The following is a 16,930-nucleotide window of genomic DNA, read 5'->3' as shown; positions in this document are numbered from 1 at the left end:
CGGGCACATCTGCTTTGGCTGTCTGCCCAATTGTTTTTCCACGAAAGCGAACATGGTTAAGCTGTGATCTGGCACGGTTAGATGGTTCAGTATCATCCGAATTTTCTCTATCTCGAGATGTGTGATAGCCAACTTTCACAATTCTGAATGACAGCAAAAAATAAAAATTAGCAGCAGCTATCAACGCAAACAGACTGCAAATACTCAACCCCTCTATTCCAAATCCCCTGCCAAATCACTCTTCACCCAAATTTCTAAAAATCGTCTGATCAGTCTCTCATCCAGATAGTATCCTTTGTTCAGGAATTTTTGAATAAAAGGTTTTACTTCCACAATAATTCCTCTTTTTTTCGCTATTTTCAGCAATCCCAATGATCCTATAAATTTTAAACCGAGTTTCTCTGCTACTCTTCTTCCTTTGCCATCGTCGATGAGTACTGGCAAGTTTAATTCTAAAGCTAAGGCCAATGCCTCAGCTTCTCCTTCGTCAACAATCAACTTTAAAGCCTTAGCTAAATTGTCATCTTTAAGCTCAGCAACCCTCAAAATTTTGAGTGAAGAGAAAAACTCCTTCTCCTTTTTGAATAACTCCCTCTGAACACTTTTTGGGATTACCACTATCAAATAAATCATCAAGAATAAAGATAGCTCCAGATTTCTTTAGAATTAGAGGAGACGTATTAGAAACTATCTGCATTCTTTAACTCCTTCTGTAGTTCTTCTTCGTCCCAATTGATTACGCTCACTTTTTTCTCGCTCAGAACTTTCATGAAGTCTTCTAAGCATAAGTCAGCCAAATCTGAAGCTTGCTTTAACGTTAGTTTCCCCTCTCTGTAAAAATTTGAATTATTAAATTATCTTAAGTTTAAGGTTTGAAATTTTTCCAATGTCTATGAAATCCCTATCATTTGTTACCAATTCTTCGTCCCTGTTTATACATATGGAGGCTATAAGTAGATCCGCAAAGGTTTTAGCTTTACCCTCTCTTACAAGTTCACTTTGAATTTTATGAGCCAGTATAAAGTCATCTGTGTTTGGAAATAGAATTTTACCGTGGAATTTCTTGTAATATACGATTTTCGGAAATTCTACAAACGTAACTGCAGTTATGTTGTCTCTCACTTCTTCTCTATTTCTAATACGTTCAATGACTACATTAGTGTCCAGTACTACCATTTTAATCTTTCCTTTTCTTTTTCCCTTAGTTTTTCTATGTTATTTTCGATTTCAAGCTCCTCCGTTAAATCTTCAGACCTTATCCCTAACATCTCCCTTATTTCTTTAACCGGTATCTCTTTTGAAGACGTGACCTGAGCCACTGCCTGAGCTATAGCTCTTCTGAGTTTTTCTTCATCAATCCAGTCTGGTACCCGGATTGTAATCGTCCTGACCATAAACTCCTTTAATTTCGATAAGATTTAAAACATTTCTCTCATTTTGTCATCTTCTTTAGCTCTGAATTTTCTCTTGTTTCCCCGTATTGCCTGTAGATCTGATTTACACGTTACCCGGTTTTCACCAATTGGTTTCTCTTTTCTCTGATTATTGATTTCATGGCTTTTCGTCCTGACACACCAGGCAATCGTATTTCATCGAGTTTCACACATGCCCCCCGACGATTGTGTTCAGCTTTATGCTGTCGCAGGTAGCTTTTCGATCGCTGGATAGGAGATGTAGATTCTCCTGAGAGAGAATAAGCAAATTTAGAAACAGGATTTACAAAAATAAGAAAAAAGAAAAGGAGAAAATCAGGTTCAGCGCCTCCTCAGCAGGTATGCTACTGCCAGCAGGCCAGCGATGGCGAACACTGCCTCGAAGCCCGGTACTGGCTTTTCTGGCGTAGTTTCAGTAACTGCAGGTGTTGCTGTGGTTTCAACTGGCGTTGCAGTGGTCTCTACTGGCGTGACGGTGGGTGTTGTTTCGACTGGCGTTGCGGTTTCGACTGGCGTAATTGTTTCTTCGGGTGTTGTCGTTTCCTCGGGTGTAACTATGTAACCACCACCGCCAGCTCCAGCAGAAGGTGCAACCCTTATGGATGCTGTGGCGGTCAGGGTGTTTCTTTCAGCGTTTGTGTACGTTGCCTTCACATTAATCGTTCCAGCGTAAACTACGAACACGTTGAACGTTGCTATTCCATTCGACCCGGTAAGCTTTGTTGTTGCCGGAACCAATCCGGATATCGTAACTCTGCTGTTCTGAAGAGGATTGCCGGCAGCATCAACCACTTTAATCGGGATGGTTAAGCTTCCGATGCCCACGCTGCTCGGAGCGATTATCCTTATACTCGGTATTGAGACTATTTCGGGGGATGGATCGTTCACGACCAGCGCATTGACGGTTTCATTTGTCACAAGAGTTGCATTTACAGCAATCTGTGTAGCATCAGGTACCGATGAAGCAACTGTCAGATAAATTGCGAGCTTGTAAGTTGTGTTGTCAGGAACTATTGCAGCAGATGGATTTAGATTGCTAAGATTCACAGATATTGGGAACCCACTGAACGAGTTGCTGTATCCGAGCAGCGTGCCGTCGGTTGCATTTCTAACTGTAACGTTCACTATGTTTGTAATTGTACCGGCACTCATGCCCGTTATGTTGAACCACTGCAGCAGCGCTCCTGTTGGATCGTTCCTATTTTCAGCATACGTTATGATGTATGCGAGGTACGTTTCACCGGGCTTTACGTAAGTCTTTGCTGAGTCGTTGACCGTTGTTATTGCCACAATTGAGAACGGCCCGGTAGTTGAGGAAGCTCCTGTTCCGTTGCTTACCACAATATTCCGCGGAAGTACCTCAGCCTGATAGTATATTCTATTTTCTGGAATGTCGCTGCTGAGGTTCATTGTCAGGAAGAAGCGGGTAGTTGCCGGAACTGAAACAGACAGACCTGTAAAACTTGCGTTTATGTCCGTTGCAGATATGCTGGCAATCAGCGTATCGCCGGAATCGAATACGTTGTCTCCATTGTCGTCTTTCCAGAGAGCAAACTGGCTTATGTCGTCTGCTGTCAGGGTTGTGGCTGATGTTGCGTTAAAGGTGATTGCCACGAGATTCGTGGAAACGCCGGGAGTGATCGTTATGTTGCCCACAACCACGAGGTTCTGTCCCTCATACGCATGCGCATCCGTTGGATGAGCTACAGCATCCAGAACGTTTATCGTCTCCACATCGGGATCGCTCGTATAGACAACCATGCTCTCGTTGTCTTTGAGTGTTGCGTTGAACGAAATGTTCCTGCCGTCCACAAGCCCGGTGGTGTTGACCGTTACCCAGATAGAGAGCTTGTAGGTTGAATTATCCGGAACGACTTCATTCAGGGGAATACTAATCGGGAACGCTGTAAATGTATCGTTGTAGCCTAATACAACACCAGTAGTTGCGTTTGTAACCGTAATGTTTACGATGTCATCGATGTTTGCAAGGTTGCTGACAGAGTTGTTCCATCCGGTTATGTTGAGCCACTCTAGGATCGCTCCATCAGTGTCACTCGTTCTTTCGTAGTAGGTGATATTGTACGCTAAATAGGTCTGACCTGGAACGACTGTTGTAGCTGGTGAGTCTTCCTCAACCTTCTTAATTGTTAGCAGTAAGGACTCGGTAGTGTCTGCAGAATCTCCAGTCCCCTCCTTTATAGATATGTTCTGGGCAAAAACCTTTAGCCTGTAATTATCGCCATCACTCGCCCCGCTTACGTTCATCGTTAAGAAGAAGCGTCCGAATGTATTAGCCGGTATGAAAGAGTCTGGATCCGAATCCAGATTTGTAAAGCTCGCATTCAACGTATTTCCGGGTATGCTTGCAACAAGCTGATCTCCGGGGTCGAACTTGCCGTTCGCGTTGGTATCGTTCCACAGGCTGAAGTTTGTTATGCTGCTTGGATTCAGAGTTGCACTCGTTATGTTGAACGTTACGGCCGTTAGATTTGTTGCTACGGTGTTATTGGCCGGATCCACAATTAGATTTGCAATCACGATGTTGTCCTGGTTTTGTGCAGCATACTGATCGGTTATATCCATTGTCGCATTTAACACGTTGATTGTTTCCGCTGCTGTGTCGTTTACCCATTCAGTATTCGGGTATTCAGTAGTACCAGTTACATTTGATACATAACTTAAACTTGCATTAAATGCTATTTGCTTACCATCTATTAAACCTGTGGTGTTTAATGTTATATTGACGTAGATGACAGTATCTGCAGTTATTGTATAGTTCCTGAGATCAATGTTTATCGGAAAACCGTCCTGGATATCACTTCTTGATGCATTACCGATAAGGCTCCAATCAGACGTGTTCCATAACGAAATATTAACTATGTCATCAAAGCTTACATTATTGTCGTTCCAACCTAAAGCTGAAGTGTTCCATCCAGAAATGTTAAACCATGTTAGGTTAGTTTTCCCAGTAACACTTGTTTCTAGATATGTAAAGTTATACGCTAAGTAAGTTTCACCAGGAACAACCAAGTTTGCTCCATCAGCGTCGTATATACCTGTCACATTTCCAGCGTTAGCAACCCCCATCACCGCAAGTAACACGAGAAAAGCCATTCCTATCCTGATTAATCCTTTATTTCCCATACATCACTTCCCCCTTGCTTCAATTTACCACACTACTTAACTCCCGCCGTCGGACTATATAAGCCCTGCCTTTTCGGCATGGGCTAAACCCTCTTAGTCTTTATAAGTTATTCCATATAAATTTTTCTCTTGTTATTTTTGATATCTTTTCCTGAGATTATTTCTCAAGGTTACCTCCACTTCAACAAACACTAACAAACATTCAACAAATCGTAAAATCGTAGAAATTACCTCGTCTCCTTAGATACCCAGACGTGTCAGACGTGTGTAGGCTCGATAAAAGTGAAGCTGGATAATGCCTAATCTAAATCCTCAATACCCCTTCAGCTTTCGAATTTTGACACTTTTCCCACGGCTCGCATCAACTGATTAGCATAAGCAATTAGCAAGAACCGGCATTAACTGTACTCTCCTGCCACCTTGTGGATTGATTCTGCAAGACAGAAAAAGGCATCTCTCGGACAGAAAAACCGATACAGAACTGCTAAGCCCAAGAAAACAAAATAAGAAAAAAGGGAAAGCTGGGAGTTTAGCGCCTCCTCAGCAGGTATGCTACTGCCAGCAGACCGGCAATGGCAAACACTGCCTCGAAGCCGGGCTGCTTCTCTTCCTTGGTCTCAGTTGGCACTGGCGTGGCGGTCTCCTCAGGTGTGGTAGGTGCTGGTGTTGCAGTAGTTTCTACCGGTGTCGGGGTTGTTTCTACCGGTGTCGGGGTTTCTTCAACAGTCTCTACTGGTGTGGCAGTCTCCTCAGGTGTTGGTGTGGTCGTGAGCTCCTCAACGATGCTGACTGTCTTGATTACGAGGATGTCGTCGTCGGCATCGTAAGTCCTAGCATATGCATCAGTCGGATCAATGTCATAGTAGTCGTCGATGTTTCCACCAGACTCAGTACCAAGAGTATCTCTTACGTAAAGCTTGTATTCGCCAAGAGTGAGACCCATAGTCTCAAAGATTGCTACTGCCGTTCCGTTCTCGTCAGTTGATACCTTCTGCTTGTACTCGTCCATTGGAGCCTTCAGGATGACATATATGTTGTCGTATCCGCTGTCTCTGTTCGTCTTAATTGTAATCACGAGCTGGTCGCCCTTCACTACCTCACTCGGCGCATCGACGTCGAGCGTAGGCGCTACGACCTCTACAGGTATGCTAATTTCGTCAGCCTTGTCATCAGAGTTTGCATAGAATACCTCGACCTTCAGTGTGTAGAGTCCCGGCTTGAGGACCATGCAATTAGTTCCGTACGTGCTCACAAGTTCATCGCTCGATGAGTTGTAGTACGGATCGATTGTTATCGTCGCGACTCCATCATCAAGCTGTGAGACGTACAGGTCACTATCGTCCTCAGCATCGACCTTAATACCCTGACCACTGAAGGTTGCATTGACGTAGACATCATCATCCTCGTCAGCGCTAATGTAAATGTCGATGTCCTTGCTCTCACCCTGCACGATTGTAACATACTCCGGAGCTTCAACTATGCCGACATCAGTTACTGTAACCATGAATACTACCTGCGCATCCTCAGTTGTGTCAATCCATGTGCTGTTTGCTGGTGCATAGAGGTACAGTGTGTACGTTCCAGTGTCTGCAGTATCTTCAACATCTATTCTGACGTTGAACTCGTTGTCATCACCCACAATAACACTCTTTGTTGTGTAACCAGCAGCGGTTGGATCAAACTGATCATCGTCCGGCTTTTCAGCAACTCCGACAAATGTATTCTTATCACTTGCATAGATGTAGACGTAGTCAACAGTAGTTGTACCGTTTATTCTGAAGTAGCCACCCTTAACCACACTTGTGTCGCTGATTGTTGCCTGGAGACTCTGCCTGACAACTCTAACGTCCGCAGAAGTCTTAGCGACTTCATTGCCGTTAGAATCTACGATCTTTGCTTTGATTGTGTAAGTTGTCAGAGAGGCATCCGGCTTGACCGTAAACTCTTTCTCAAATGAACCATCCGTGCTTGTGTAAACGATGGCACCACTCGTACCAACACCAATTACAAGGTCACTGAGATCTCCATAAAGTACAACCTTCTGGCCGCCCTTAAGGCTCGTAGTACCCTTGATTGTTATCTTTTCGCCTCTCTCATAGGTATACTTGTCGAGGTTGAGGGTTATTTCTGGCTTCTTAACGTAGAATGTTACTTCAGCCTCCTCATAGCAGTCGGCAGTTGTGTAAACTCTTGCAATTGCCTTGTAGTCCGTGTCCTTCTTCCAGTCAAGCTGGAACGTCAGATCCTTGCTGAACGAGCCATCGCTCGCGATTGTGTCATCTACAAGAGTGTCAACCAAGTACTGAGCGTCATCCCAGTTGGCTGATGTGTCATTGAATATCTTTATGGTAACATTGTTCCTCGGACTCAGGTCGTAGTCACTGCCACTCTCTGCAGCATTTGTTGTACCATAGAATGAAATCTCCTCACCGAGCCTGACAGTGTCTTTCTCTATTTCAAGGTTTATCGTGAGGTCTGTAATCTGGAACTCTATACTCTCTTCAGTTTCACCAGACTTTACAGTAAGCTTGTACGTACCGGAAGTTGCATCGTAATCGTTGAATAGCACATCTGTCTTTATACCAATCTCGAACTTGTGAGTGCCAGACTGTACGCTTATCAGGTTGTCATTGTCCGCAGCACCATTTTCAAGAACAAAGTCTGAGTAGTTGCCACCCACAATCTTGCTCGTGTTGTACGGACCAGTTACATTGTAGTATGCCTGAGTTGCTCCATAGATGTACCCTTCAATAACAACCAAGTCGCCCTTTGCTACCGGCGTTGTGGGGTTCTTAAGCGTAAGGGTAATCTCCGGCTGGTTTACTTCTTTCGGATTGACAACGATCTTGTAACCAGATGTGTCGTTAACCCAGTCACCTTCGTTAGTCACACTGTTCACTGTCGATTTAATATTAATGTTCATCTCATTAGTATCAGTAGTAGTGCTTGCAAACACGGAAATCGTATAGTTAGAGGGTTTAATTCCAAGTGCCAAGGTGTCCCATGAAATTTCGGCGTAACCAGAGACCGTCTCAGTTATTATGACATCATTGGTGTCCAAGTCTATGAGCTTAACAGTAGCTCTGTCGGGAACGTCTACAGAGATCTTGAGGACATCTCCATAGTCAAGTGAGAGGATATTTGTAGTGTTGTTCTGAGTAATGTCATAGACAGTAAGTGTAATCTGAGGATACGTTGTGTTCTTGAACTCTACATCAGCATCTGTAAAGGTTGCAGCACTCGCTGTAGCCATTGCCATCAGTAGTACCAGTAGTGTCGCTATCCCTATTTTCAAACTTTTCCTACTCATACTCTACCTACCTCCTCTTTTCGAAATAGACGCGTTGCCTTACACCTTCCACTATATAAACTCTACTTTTTGCTGGCGGCGAAGATAGCTTCGGCAGGCAACGAAATACTTTGTAAAGCCCGCCTTCAGCTACCCGCCGCCACCTTACCAATATAAAACTAAAACCATATTTAAATCTTTTGCTGTTTTTGGCTGTGGAGATGTGTAGGAGAGGATATGCATGCAGGCGGCGTTGCTGTGCATGGCTGAGTGATGCAGAACTTATCCAGTCTGGGTTTGCAGCAAAAAGAGCATTATAAAACATTATAAAAACGGATGTATCGGAAGTTAAGGAAGACAGATTATCGAGTTACAGCAGCAGGCTATCAATCAAAATCTATTTAATCGCCCTATCAAACTAAGAGCATGAAACTGAGGATAACAATCAAAGGTAAGGTTCACGGAGTTGGATACAGGGTCAAGCTGATAAATATGGCTTTGGAATACGGAATTGACAGATTTGGAGTTTTCAACGTTGAAATCGATGGTAAGCAGGCTGTAACATGTTTAATAGATGCTCCAGATGAAATCGTTGAAATAATAAAGCAGAGGATTAAAGCAGAAAAACCGGAGAAAGCAGTAGTGGAATCAGTAGATTTCGAAGATTACAAGTACGAAGTCCCCCCCAATTGAAAGATGTATGCAAGCATTTCAGATGGAACACTGGGGTAAGGCTATCCCTATAATGCTTGAAATGATGGATAAGCAGGATGAAACGATAAAGGAGATCAGAGAAGTCAAGATAGCTGTGAGAGAAGAGGGAGAGACGACGAGAAAAGAATTGGGGTCAATAATAAAAGAAGAATCTGAGAAAACAAGAGGGGAAATAGGAGGGAAAATAGACTTACTTCGCTCAGACATGAAAGAATACATGGAGTCAAACCTCAAGGAGATTCACTCAAAGATTTCGGAGATTGAGAGAGCCTTGAAGAGAGCGGGAATTATGTAGTGAATATTACGTAATTTACCGGGTTTTTCACAAGGGCAATAAAAAATAAAATTACTCAAACTATCCTTTAGCCTGTATGTACACCGTGTATTCACCCTCTTCCGCATCTTCATCAACGCTTATGTGCACGTTAACCTTCACCTGTGACGGACTCTCATCACTACCAGCGGGAACGTTCAGCTTATTCGAGGACGATATCGAGTTTCCGTAAATATCGTGGAATGATACGCTGATTGCATCCGGATCTGGCCCTTCCACGACTTTCTCAAAGTAGATATCCGCACTTTCTCCGGTGTTTTCTATTGTTACGGTTCTGACGTAGCTTGCTCCCTTGGCAACGGTAACAGAGAAACTTCCGGGGCTAACCGAGAGGTTCGTCTCGCTCACTTTAACGTCGCTTTCCAGAGAGAAATAGTACACTGCAGCCATCGCAGTTCCCATAACAACGAAAACAAGTATCGCTGCCAGCGCCCTCATGCTTGCAGCCTAAAAATACTAACATAAAAATTTTTCTAAATTTATTAGAATGTTATTTTAATGTTGTCATTACAATTACGATTTCCTTAATTCAAATGGTAATTTAATGCTTTGTTCTGAAAGAAAGGCCTGATGAGGCTTTGGTTGAATCAATTAATTTTGAAGATTATGATGGCTTTGTCATGGACATTGAAAACTACCACAGGTTTTTCTCCGCACAGCAGCTGTACAGGATAGCAAGCTATGGAGCTAAAATGTTAAAAAAGCAGGATGAAACAATCAAAGAAATCAGAGAAGTCAAGCAAGCCGTGAGAGAAGAGGGAGAGAAGACAAGGACTGAGTTGAAGAGTGAAATCAGGGGTGTTAAGGAAGAGATAGCAAATCTGAGATCTGATCTGAAAGAATACATGGAGACAAACCTCAAAAGAATATACGGTGAAATATCCGAAATTAAGAAAGTCTTGAAGAAAGCTGGAATTATGTAGTTTACACTTCTAAAAGTTTTATCGGAACACCACTGTCTGCGATTTTGTTTATAACTTCCGGAAGGAACCTCTTCCTGAAATCAAGTATCTCTATCCATACCGGCTCATTATCCTTAGAGAACCCGACTATCAGGTCATCTACCTCCTCTTCATACTCCAGTTTCTTATCCGATACAACAATTATAAGAGCATCTGAGTCCTTATCGTACAGAATTTTTTTCATACCTCGCCCTCCTGACTACCATAACTGTAACCACCACAATTTCATTTCCTACTTCCTCGTATATAACTCTTAGTGCAAGTCTGTCATCCAGTCTCCTGTATGCGGCCTTTCTCCCATATTTTTCATAAGTTATGAAGTCGGGACTTCTAACAACCTCTTCTACAAAATTCTCAGGAATATTAAATCCATGCTCCTTCAGCAGCTTCAGTTTATCCTCAGCATGCTTGGTAAACCGCATACGGTCACCTCTTAATTTCTGGCTTGATTTTTATAAAGCATAAATTGTATAAATTTTCTGCTATTTTTGCTTTGCGAAGAGCGTGATGTTCGCATGGTATAGCAGGGCTATCGATGGGCTATAGATCAACAGCATAAACACAGAACAATGTTCAACAACATGCAAGGCCGTGTAAAACATCTTACATCGCTAAAAAAAGGTTTCAACATGTGGTCAGAGCAAACCAATCCGAAGCAATCGAAATATATTTAATTGCCCGAACAAACTCTGGTTTATGAAAATCAAAATAATAATAAAGGGTAAGGTTCACGGAGTTGGATACAGGGTCAAGCTGATAAATATGGCCTTGGAATACGGAATTGACAGATTTGGAGTTTTCAACGTTGAAATTGATGGTAAGCAGGCTGTAATGGTTTTGGTAGACGCTTCCGATGAAATTGTTGAAATTGTAAAACAGAGAATTGAAAAGGAGAAGCCTGAAAAAGCGGTTGTTGAATCAATAAGCTTTGAAGAATACAGATATGAAGTCCCTCCGATTGAGAGAAGCATACAGACATTCCAGATTGAGCACTGGGGGAAAGCAATTCCAGTTCTGTTAGAAATTAGAGATAGTATCAGGGAAGAAGGTGATAAAACGAGGAAAGAACTGGGAGCTAAGATAGACTCAGTTGGGAAAAAGGTGGATAAAGTTGGCGAAAAGGTAGATAGTGTTGGAGACAGAGTAGATAGAGTTGGAGAGAAGGTAGACCTGCTTCGCTCAGATCTGAAAGAGTACATGGAGTCGAATCTCAGGAGAATACAGGAGGAAATAGCCGAAATTAAAGGGGCTTTAAAAAAGGCTGGGATAATGTGATAAAACATTTTAAGGCTTATTTTAAGGCTTTCAGCCAATCAAAGCAATCGAAATTTATTTAATTGCCCGAACAAACTCTGGTTTATGAAAGTCAAGATGATCATTAAAGGCAAGGTTCACGATGTTGGTTACCGCTTATTTCTGCTTGAAGAGGCCGATTATCTGTTTATTCCTAAATTTGATGCCAGAAATGTTAAAATCGATGGTAAGGAAGCCCTAATTGTTTTAGTTGAAGGAGATGAAAAGCAGCTTAGGGATTTTATCGAGTACGTCAAAACTAATAAGCCCGAAAAAGCTGTTGTCGAAGAAATAAGGGTTGAAGAGTATGAGGGAAGGGTTAGAGACATAGAGAAATTCAGGGCAAGCCTAAATACTGCCCAGCTATCAAAGATAGTTCAAGTTGGGTTGAGTATGCTGGAGAAGCAGGACTTGATGCTGAAAAGACAGGATTCGATGATAGAGAAGCAGGACGAGACGATTAAAGAGATCAGAAACGTCAAAGAAACGATCAAAGTAGAATCCGAAAAGACGCGAGATGAACTGGGAGGAAAGGTGGATTTACTACGTTCAGATTTGAAAGAATACCTCGAATTAAACCTCAAGGAAATTCATTCAAAGATTTCTGAGATTGAAAAGGCCTTAAAGAGGGCCGGAATAATGTAAAACCATTAATCGAAACCTTACTAAGAACGAGCTGCTATGTTGGAGGAAGTTGTGAACAAACAAATGTGTGATATCCCGAAATAATTTCACTCCTCAAACAACCACCTCCCGTACTCGAAAACCCTTTCAGCAGGCAACTTCCTGAGAAAAGCCTGATAAGGTGTCTCCAGTTCATCAAAATTCAGGCTCATGTGTGGCTTGACAAAGTTGTACCAATAAACAAACTCGTCAACAGAATCAAAAAGACTAAGCTTCTGCTCCATCAAGCCAAAGAACCTCTCGATCTTTCCGTTTGTTTGAGGATGACTCACTCTCGCCAGAATATGCTTAACTCCATTCTCAGCCAGAAAATCCTTAAACCTGTGCTTAGCCTTCTCTCTGCTCTTAGCTGCAACGAACTGAATTCCGTGGTCGGTCAGTATTTCATCAGGAATGCCAAACTCAGCGAATCCTTTCTTGAGAACTTTTATTGTGTTCTCTGCAGTAGCAGAATCAAAGATGCCGTAGCAGGTGATAAAACGGGAAGCGTCGTCCATGAAGGCTATTATCCACTTATTTCCAAGCTTTTTCCAGTCTCCTTGCCACAAACTCATGGAATGTTTTCTCTCAAATCTTACCCACCTTCTTTGCTTCTTCTTGTTCATGTTCTCCTCCACAAGGTTGTTTTTCAGCATGATCTTGTAGATGGTGTTGTGGGGAATGTGGATGCCATAATCTCTTTCTATCAGTTTTTCAAGGGTTACAGGGCTCAGTTTGTATTTGTGGTAAGCTTGCAAAACGATTTGCTCTATATCTGGATCTATTAACTTTGGTTTCCTTCCTGCTTTTTTTAGTTCTGGTATCTTTCCTGTTTCTTCGTATTGTTTTTTAAGCTGATAGATCCTTCTTGGCGTTACTCTCATCACAGCGGCTATTTCTCTCACTGGAGTTCCTTTGTTTAGTTGTCTGATTATCCACCTGATCTTCTTGTTCGTTAGTTTTCTCACAAGAGTTGGATGTTGGGTTGTGAAATAATTTTGGGATAAGACAGTGAACAAACAAATGCATTCAAGATTTTTATTCTGAAGAAAAGTTCGTTCGTCGCCCACAATAGAAACCTCAGAATGCCGAAATGCCACGTCCGCAATCATCTATAAATGACCTGCGAAATAAAATAAATAAACCACAACACTTATGTATTCTGATAGCATACAAATAATATGAAGGTCAAAACGATCAGACTCAGGGAAGACAGGATTATAGAAATAGATAGAATAGCAAAAGAGGAAGGCAAACAACCTTCGGAAGTTCTTCGGGAAATTATTGAAAAAGGGCTCAGGGAGTATAAGATAGAGAAGGCTATAGAGAAGTACCAGAGGGGGTTAATTTCGCAAGGTGCTGCTGCGGAAGAAGCAGGATTAACTCTTCAGGAATTCCATCAGGAGTTAAGGAGAAGAGGATATACGCTTAGACTGGATGTCGGGCTTATTGAGACCGAACTGACAGATCTCTAATGGCAGTAGCGGATTCTTCTCCCCTCATCTATCTGGCAAAGGTGGAGAAGCTGCGTCTTTTGAGAGAACTTTATGGCTCGCTTAAAGTTCCAGAAGCTGTGTATCGTGAAGTTGTTGTGAAAGGTGAAGAAAAAGGGTTTGAGGATGCCTTAAGGGTAAAAAATGAAATTGGTAGATTTCTATCTGTGCACAAGCCCAGAGAAGAGACGATGTATGATATCAGAGGACATTTAAAGAAACTTGGCTTTCAGCTGGGGAGGGGGGAAATTGAATGTATAGCATTGTGCTTGGATGCAAATGACAGATTTCTCTTATCCGATGACGAAGATGCAAAAAGATTTGCACGGATTTACAGGATTGAGTGTAAGGGAACGATATACATACTTCTGAAGTCATATAAGGTCGGGCTTTTGAGCAGGAAAGAATGTGCTGAGACATTTGAAAGGATTGTAGAGAAGGGTTTCTGGGTTGACGCAGGAGTTGTCAACCTTTTCCATAAAACTCTTGAAAGACTGAGTTCTGATTGAATACGTTAGCGAATATCCGTATTGCCTTTGTTACGAATTCTATATAGACCAAAAGAATTTTAACTTGTCATACATTAAAGTTTCTTTAAATGCCAGAAAGAAGTCGAGACTGGATTAGACAGGCAAAGAGAGATTTTGAAATGGCGGAAGAAGCTATGCGCGACGGATTTTACGGAGTGGTCATGCTTTGCTGCACAGCAGGCTGCCAAAAAAAGCTGTTAAAGCTGTGTTTCAGAAAATGGGTTCCGTAGCATGGGGACATTCTGTCTTCGACTTGTTGAGGATGCTCGCTACAAAAATATCGGTTCCAGACGACGTCTTAAACTGTGCAAGGGCTCTGGACAGATACTATCCAAACGGATTCGATTCCGGCAGTCCTTTTGAGTATTTTACGGAGGAGGATGCAAGAAATGCGATCCTTTATTGTAGAAGAGTCATTGAATTCTGTGAGAGTATTCTGGCTGAAGAGGGATGAGCTGATTAAAGAGCTGCACAGGGTTGCTAAAGAGGTGGGAGAGAAAGACGATAAAGTCGTCAAGATAGTTCTTTTTGGCTCTCTGGCTGAAGGGAGGGCAGTTCCGGGGAGCGACGCAGACGTACTGATACTGCTGAGAGAAGATAACAGGAGATTCATGGATAAAATCCCAGAATATCTCGAGAAGTTTTCCATCGACTTCCCTGTTGAGGTGTTTCCCTATACAGTATCCGAAATCAATCCGCTTGTCGAGGAGGCGTTGAAAAAAGGAATCGTACTCTTTGAGAGGAAATGACCTAAACCCTGATTACCCCACCTTCCTCAGCTTATTTTGCACCAGAAGCCCACAGCAACCAAAAATAAGTGGGCCCGGAGGGATTCGAACCCTCGACCGTCCGGTTATGAGCCGGACGCTCTGACCTGGCTAAGCTACGGGCCCTTGCCAATGAGCCGGGCTGACCGGCGTTGAACGGGGTTCGATCCCTGCGAGACAATGTGACACCTCTGGCTTATAAATCTTATTCATGGATGCCTGGGGAAGTCGTAACAACAACAGCATCAGAAAAGTACAAATCTACAGCAACAAACGAGCGCTATGGGCTGGTTGATAATTACGGAAAAACACAACACTGCGAGAAGAATCGCGTCCATCCTGTTTAACGACGTAAAACAGCTCAAGAAGTACGGAGTTTCCTATTACCACTCACCTTCATCGAATGCCTACGTTGTTGGCCTGAAAGGGCATATTGTCGAGCTCGATTTTCCGAAGGAGTACAATAGCTGGAAGAACGTTCCCCTTCGCTCTCTCCTCCGTGCCGAACTCGTAAAAGAAGTGAAGGAGAAGGGGATAGCCAGACTGCTGAAAGAACTTGCCAGGGAGGTCGATCGCGTTACGGTTGCGACGGACTACGATAGAGAGGGTGAACTCATAGGCTTCGAGGCCCTTGAGATCGTAAAGCAGGTAAATCCAGATGTTAAGGTTGATAGGGCGAAGTACAGCGCAATAACGCCGGCAGACATAAAGAAGGCCTTCTCTAACCCAAGCAAGGTGGATATCAATCTGGCGAAGGCTGCGGAAACGAGACAGCGCATAGATTTGATATGGGGAGCGGTTTTAACGAGGCTCATCTCCATCTCCTCCGGCAGGATGGGCAGAGACTTTCTCAGCGTTGGCAGAGTGCAATCTCCCACACTCCGGCTCATCGTTGAGAGGGAGAAGGAGATTGAAAACTTCAGGCCCACACCTTACTGGGAGATCGTTGCAGAATTCTGTAACGGTGAGTGCTTTACAGCAAAACACGTCGAAAGGTTCACAGACGTGGCAAAGGCAAAGGCTGCCTTTAAGAAAATAGGCAATACAGCAGCCGTAAGAACATTCGAAAAGAAAGAGAGAAAAGAAGCAAGGCCCACTCCTTTCAACACCACTGAGTTTTTGAGAGAGGCTTCGAAATTCATGAGCCCCGACAGGGCCATGAATGTCGCTGAGACTCTCTACATGAACGGCTACATATCTTATCCAAGGACTGACAACACAATATATCCGCCAACCCTCAACCTGAAGGCAATAGCCACATCCTTTCTGAATTCCGATTTCGAAAAAGAGGCAAAAATCGTTCTCTCCCAGCCCTCAATCAAACCCTCGAGGGGAAAGAAGGAGAGCAAGGATCACCCGCCGATATACCCAACTGCCGTGGCGAAAAAGGGCGAACTGAGTAAGGAAGAATGGACGATCTACGAACTCGTCGTAAGGCGATTCCTCGCAACACTCGCCCCGGAAGCAATATGGGAGGTAAAGCGCGTAGAAATCGATGCGAACGGAGAGCTTTTCAGAGCTACAGGCAGAAGATTGCTCAGCCCCGGCTGGCGAGCAATATACATCTATTCAAAGGCCGAAGAAGTAAGCATCCCCGATCTAACCGTAGGACAGATTCTGAGGATTAAGAACAAAGAACTCCTCGAAAAGGAGACAAAGCCGCCGGGCAGGTACACGACGGGCAACCTCATCAGAATAATGGAGAAGCTCGGCCTGGGAACGAAATCGACGAGGCACGAGATAATAAAGAAGCTTTACAGCAGGAAGTACGTCTATGGCAACCCCCTTCGCCCCACCCAGACTGCCTTTGCTGTTATTGAGGCACTCAAGAGCAATGCAGAGACGATAACACTGCCTGACATGACATCAAAGCTCGAGAAGGACATGGACGCGATAGCAGAAGGAAAGCTGAGCGATGAAGAGGTTGTTGAAGAGTCAGTCAGGTTCCTCGACGAGATTCTGAGCAACATAGACGTCAAAGAGCTTTCAAAGAGTCTCAGAGAAGGAGTAAAGAAGGACAAAGTGGTAGGAAAATGCCCGGAGTGTGGAAGGGAACTCGTTATAAGAAAAACGAAGGGCAAAAAGAGGTTCATAGGCTGCAGCGGATACCCGGCATGCAGCTTTACCCTTCCGCTGCCTCAGAACGGCACGCTGTATATCACGGCAAAGGAGTGCGAGAAGCACAGCATAAAGAAGATAAAGATCAGGACGAAGAAGGGCTACTGGGACCTCGGCTGTCCCTACTGCAACTACCTCGAGTGGAAAGCGAAGCAAGATAAAGCTTAAATCCTTCTGTACAAAGCACTGG

General features: G+C 43.4%; 21 protein-coding genes and 1 tRNA gene. 11 read left to right on the top strand and 11 right to left on the bottom strand.

All coding sequences use genetic code 11. From position 1 onward, the window contains the following. Window positions 1-213: 213 nt before the first annotated feature. The 6 genes from ARCVE_RS02425 to ARCVE_RS11225 all read right to left on the bottom strand — a co-directional run bounded on the left by ARCVE_RS02425 (window position 214) and on the right by ARCVE_RS11225 (window position 7,887). Window positions 214-618, bottom strand: coding sequence for a DUF3368 domain-containing protein (locus ARCVE_RS02425; RefSeq protein WP_232215820.1), 405 nt, complete (start codon window positions 616-618; stop codon window positions 214-216). Between the two features lie 62 nt (window positions 619-680). Further along, complete coding sequence (locus ARCVE_RS11755) at window positions 681-797, bottom strand: UPF0175 family protein (protein WP_083809309.1); 117 nt, start codon at window positions 795-797, stop codon at window positions 681-683. A gap of 52 nt (window positions 798-849) precedes the next feature. Next, window positions 850-1,176, bottom strand: a complete 327-nt coding sequence (locus tag ARCVE_RS02420; RefSeq protein ID WP_013683190.1) for a type II toxin-antitoxin system VapC family toxin — start codon at window positions 1,174-1,176, stop codon at window positions 850-852. Continuing rightward, window positions 1,170-1,394, bottom strand: a complete 225-nt coding sequence (locus ARCVE_RS02415) for a hypothetical protein (RefSeq protein ID WP_013683189.1) — start codon at window positions 1,392-1,394, stop codon at window positions 1,170-1,172. Before ARCVE_RS02415 ends, ARCVE_RS02420 begins: the two co-directional genes overlap by 7 nt. A gap of 360 nt (window positions 1,395-1,754) precedes the next feature. Then, window positions 1,755-4,031: a PGF-CTERM sorting domain-containing protein gene (locus ARCVE_RS11575; protein WP_232215819.1), complete on the bottom strand. Its 2,277-nt coding sequence runs from the start codon at window positions 4,029-4,031 to the stop codon at window positions 1,755-1,757. A gap of 1,075 nt (window positions 4,032-5,106) precedes the next feature. Beyond that, the gene (locus ARCVE_RS11225) at window positions 5,107-7,887 is read right to left on the bottom strand and encodes a PGF-CTERM sorting domain-containing protein (RefSeq protein WP_013683187.1); all 2,781 of its coding nucleotides are present in this window, start codon (window positions 7,885-7,887) and stop codon (window positions 5,107-5,109) included. Window positions 7,888-8,292: 405 nt separating this feature from the next. On the opposite strand from ARCVE_RS11225, the gene ARCVE_RS02400 reads away from it, so the two are divergent. After that, window positions 8,293-8,559, top strand: coding sequence for an acylphosphatase (locus tag ARCVE_RS02400; protein WP_048085495.1), 267 nt, complete (start codon window positions 8,293-8,295; stop codon window positions 8,557-8,559). Between the two features lie 22 nt (window positions 8,560-8,581). After that, complete coding sequence (locus tag ARCVE_RS02395) at window positions 8,582-8,875, top strand: hypothetical protein (protein ID WP_048085493.1); 294 nt, start codon at window positions 8,582-8,584, stop codon at window positions 8,873-8,875. A 60-nt stretch (window positions 8,876-8,935) separates the two neighbouring features. Here the strand turns inward: ARCVE_RS02395 and ARCVE_RS02390 are convergent, their stop codons facing one another. Further along, window positions 8,936-9,352 (bottom strand): hypothetical protein, encoded by a 417-nt coding sequence (locus ARCVE_RS02390; protein WP_013683186.1) that lies wholly within the window; start codon window positions 9,350-9,352, stop codon window positions 8,936-8,938. Between the two features lie 182 nt (window positions 9,353-9,534). On the opposite strand from ARCVE_RS02390, the gene ARCVE_RS02385 reads away from it, so the two are divergent. Further along, the gene (locus ARCVE_RS02385; protein ID WP_052302954.1) at window positions 9,535-9,837 is read left to right on the top strand and encodes a hypothetical protein; all 303 of its coding nucleotides are present in this window, start codon (window positions 9,535-9,537) and stop codon (window positions 9,835-9,837) included. Between the two features lies 1 nt (window position 9,838). Here ARCVE_RS02385 and ARCVE_RS02380 read toward each other — a convergent pair whose 3' ends face one another. Next, window positions 9,839-10,060, bottom strand: a complete 222-nt coding sequence (locus tag ARCVE_RS02380) for a DUF2283 domain-containing protein (protein WP_013683185.1) — start codon at window positions 10,058-10,060, stop codon at window positions 9,839-9,841. Beyond that, a complete protein-coding gene (locus ARCVE_RS02375; RefSeq protein ID WP_013683184.1) occupies window positions 10,038-10,298 on the bottom strand; it encodes a hypothetical protein in 261 nt (86 codons plus the stop codon). Before ARCVE_RS02375 ends, ARCVE_RS02380 begins: the two co-directional genes overlap by 23 nt. A 274-nt stretch (window positions 10,299-10,572) precedes the next feature. On the opposite strand from ARCVE_RS02375, the gene ARCVE_RS02370 reads away from it, so the two are divergent. Together ARCVE_RS02370 and ARCVE_RS02365 are read left to right on the top strand one after the other, a co-directional pair. Continuing rightward, window positions 10,573-11,151 (top strand): acylphosphatase, encoded by a 579-nt coding sequence (locus ARCVE_RS02370; RefSeq protein WP_013683183.1) that lies wholly within the window; start codon window positions 10,573-10,575, stop codon window positions 11,149-11,151. Between the two features lie 84 nt (window positions 11,152-11,235). Beyond that, a complete protein-coding gene (locus tag ARCVE_RS02365) occupies window positions 11,236-11,814 on the top strand; it encodes an acylphosphatase (RefSeq protein ID WP_013683182.1) in 579 nt (192 codons plus the stop codon). Between the two features lie 86 nt (window positions 11,815-11,900). Here the strand turns inward: ARCVE_RS02365 and ARCVE_RS02360 are convergent, their stop codons facing one another. Then, a complete protein-coding gene (locus tag ARCVE_RS02360) occupies window positions 11,901-12,800 on the bottom strand; it encodes an IS481 family transposase (protein ID WP_048085492.1) in 900 nt (299 codons plus the stop codon). A gap of 213 nt (window positions 12,801-13,013) precedes the next feature. Here ARCVE_RS02360 and ARCVE_RS02355 point away from each other — a divergent pair, with 213 nt between their 5' ends. The 5 genes from ARCVE_RS02355 (at window position 13,014) to ARCVE_RS02340 (ending at window position 14,604) form a co-directional block, all read left to right on the top strand. After that, window positions 13,014-13,307 (top strand): UPF0175 family protein, encoded by a 294-nt coding sequence (locus ARCVE_RS02355; protein WP_013683180.1) that lies wholly within the window; start codon window positions 13,014-13,016, stop codon window positions 13,305-13,307. Next, the gene (locus tag ARCVE_RS02350; protein ID WP_013683179.1) at window positions 13,307-13,834 is read left to right on the top strand and encodes a nucleotide-binding protein; all 528 of its coding nucleotides are present in this window, start codon (window positions 13,307-13,309) and stop codon (window positions 13,832-13,834) included. Before ARCVE_RS02355 ends, ARCVE_RS02350 begins: the two co-directional genes overlap by 1 nt. Window positions 13,835-13,923: 89 nt before the next feature. Then, window positions 13,924-14,085, top strand: coding sequence for a HEPN domain-containing protein (locus tag ARCVE_RS11680; RefSeq protein ID WP_013683178.1), 162 nt, complete (start codon window positions 13,924-13,926; stop codon window positions 14,083-14,085). Beyond that, on the top strand, window positions 14,073-14,309 hold the full coding sequence (locus ARCVE_RS11475; RefSeq protein WP_198002013.1) for a HEPN domain-containing protein: 237 nt from the start codon (window positions 14,073-14,075) through the stop codon (window positions 14,307-14,309). Before ARCVE_RS11680 ends, ARCVE_RS11475 begins: the two co-directional genes overlap by 13 nt. Continuing rightward, window positions 14,245-14,604 (top strand): nucleotidyltransferase domain-containing protein, encoded by a 360-nt coding sequence (locus ARCVE_RS02340; protein WP_013683177.1) that lies wholly within the window; start codon window positions 14,245-14,247, stop codon window positions 14,602-14,604. The genes ARCVE_RS11475 and ARCVE_RS02340 overlap by 65 nt, the downstream gene beginning before the upstream one ends. A 69-nt stretch (window positions 14,605-14,673) precedes the next feature. On the opposite strand, the gene ARCVE_RS02335 is transcribed toward ARCVE_RS02340, so the two are convergent. Further along, window positions 14,674-14,748, bottom strand: a tRNA-Ile gene (locus ARCVE_RS02335). A gap of 156 nt (window positions 14,749-14,904) precedes the next feature. On the opposite strand from ARCVE_RS02335, the gene ARCVE_RS02330 reads away from it, so the two are divergent. Continuing rightward, window positions 14,905-16,908 carry a DNA topoisomerase I gene (locus tag ARCVE_RS02330; protein ID WP_013683176.1) on the top strand — a complete coding sequence of 668 codons (2,004 nt, stop codon included), beginning with the start codon at window positions 14,905-14,907 and terminating at the stop codon, window positions 16,906-16,908. Window positions 16,909-16,930 lie beyond the last annotated feature (22 nt).

Source organism: Archaeoglobus veneficus SNP6, from assembly GCF_000194625.1.
Taxonomy (GTDB): Archaea; Halobacteriota; Archaeoglobi; order Archaeoglobales; family Archaeoglobaceae; genus Archaeoglobus_C; species Archaeoglobus_C veneficus.
The sequence above is the reverse complement of the archived record's forward strand: the minus strand, read 5'-3'. Positions and strand labels throughout refer to the sequence as shown.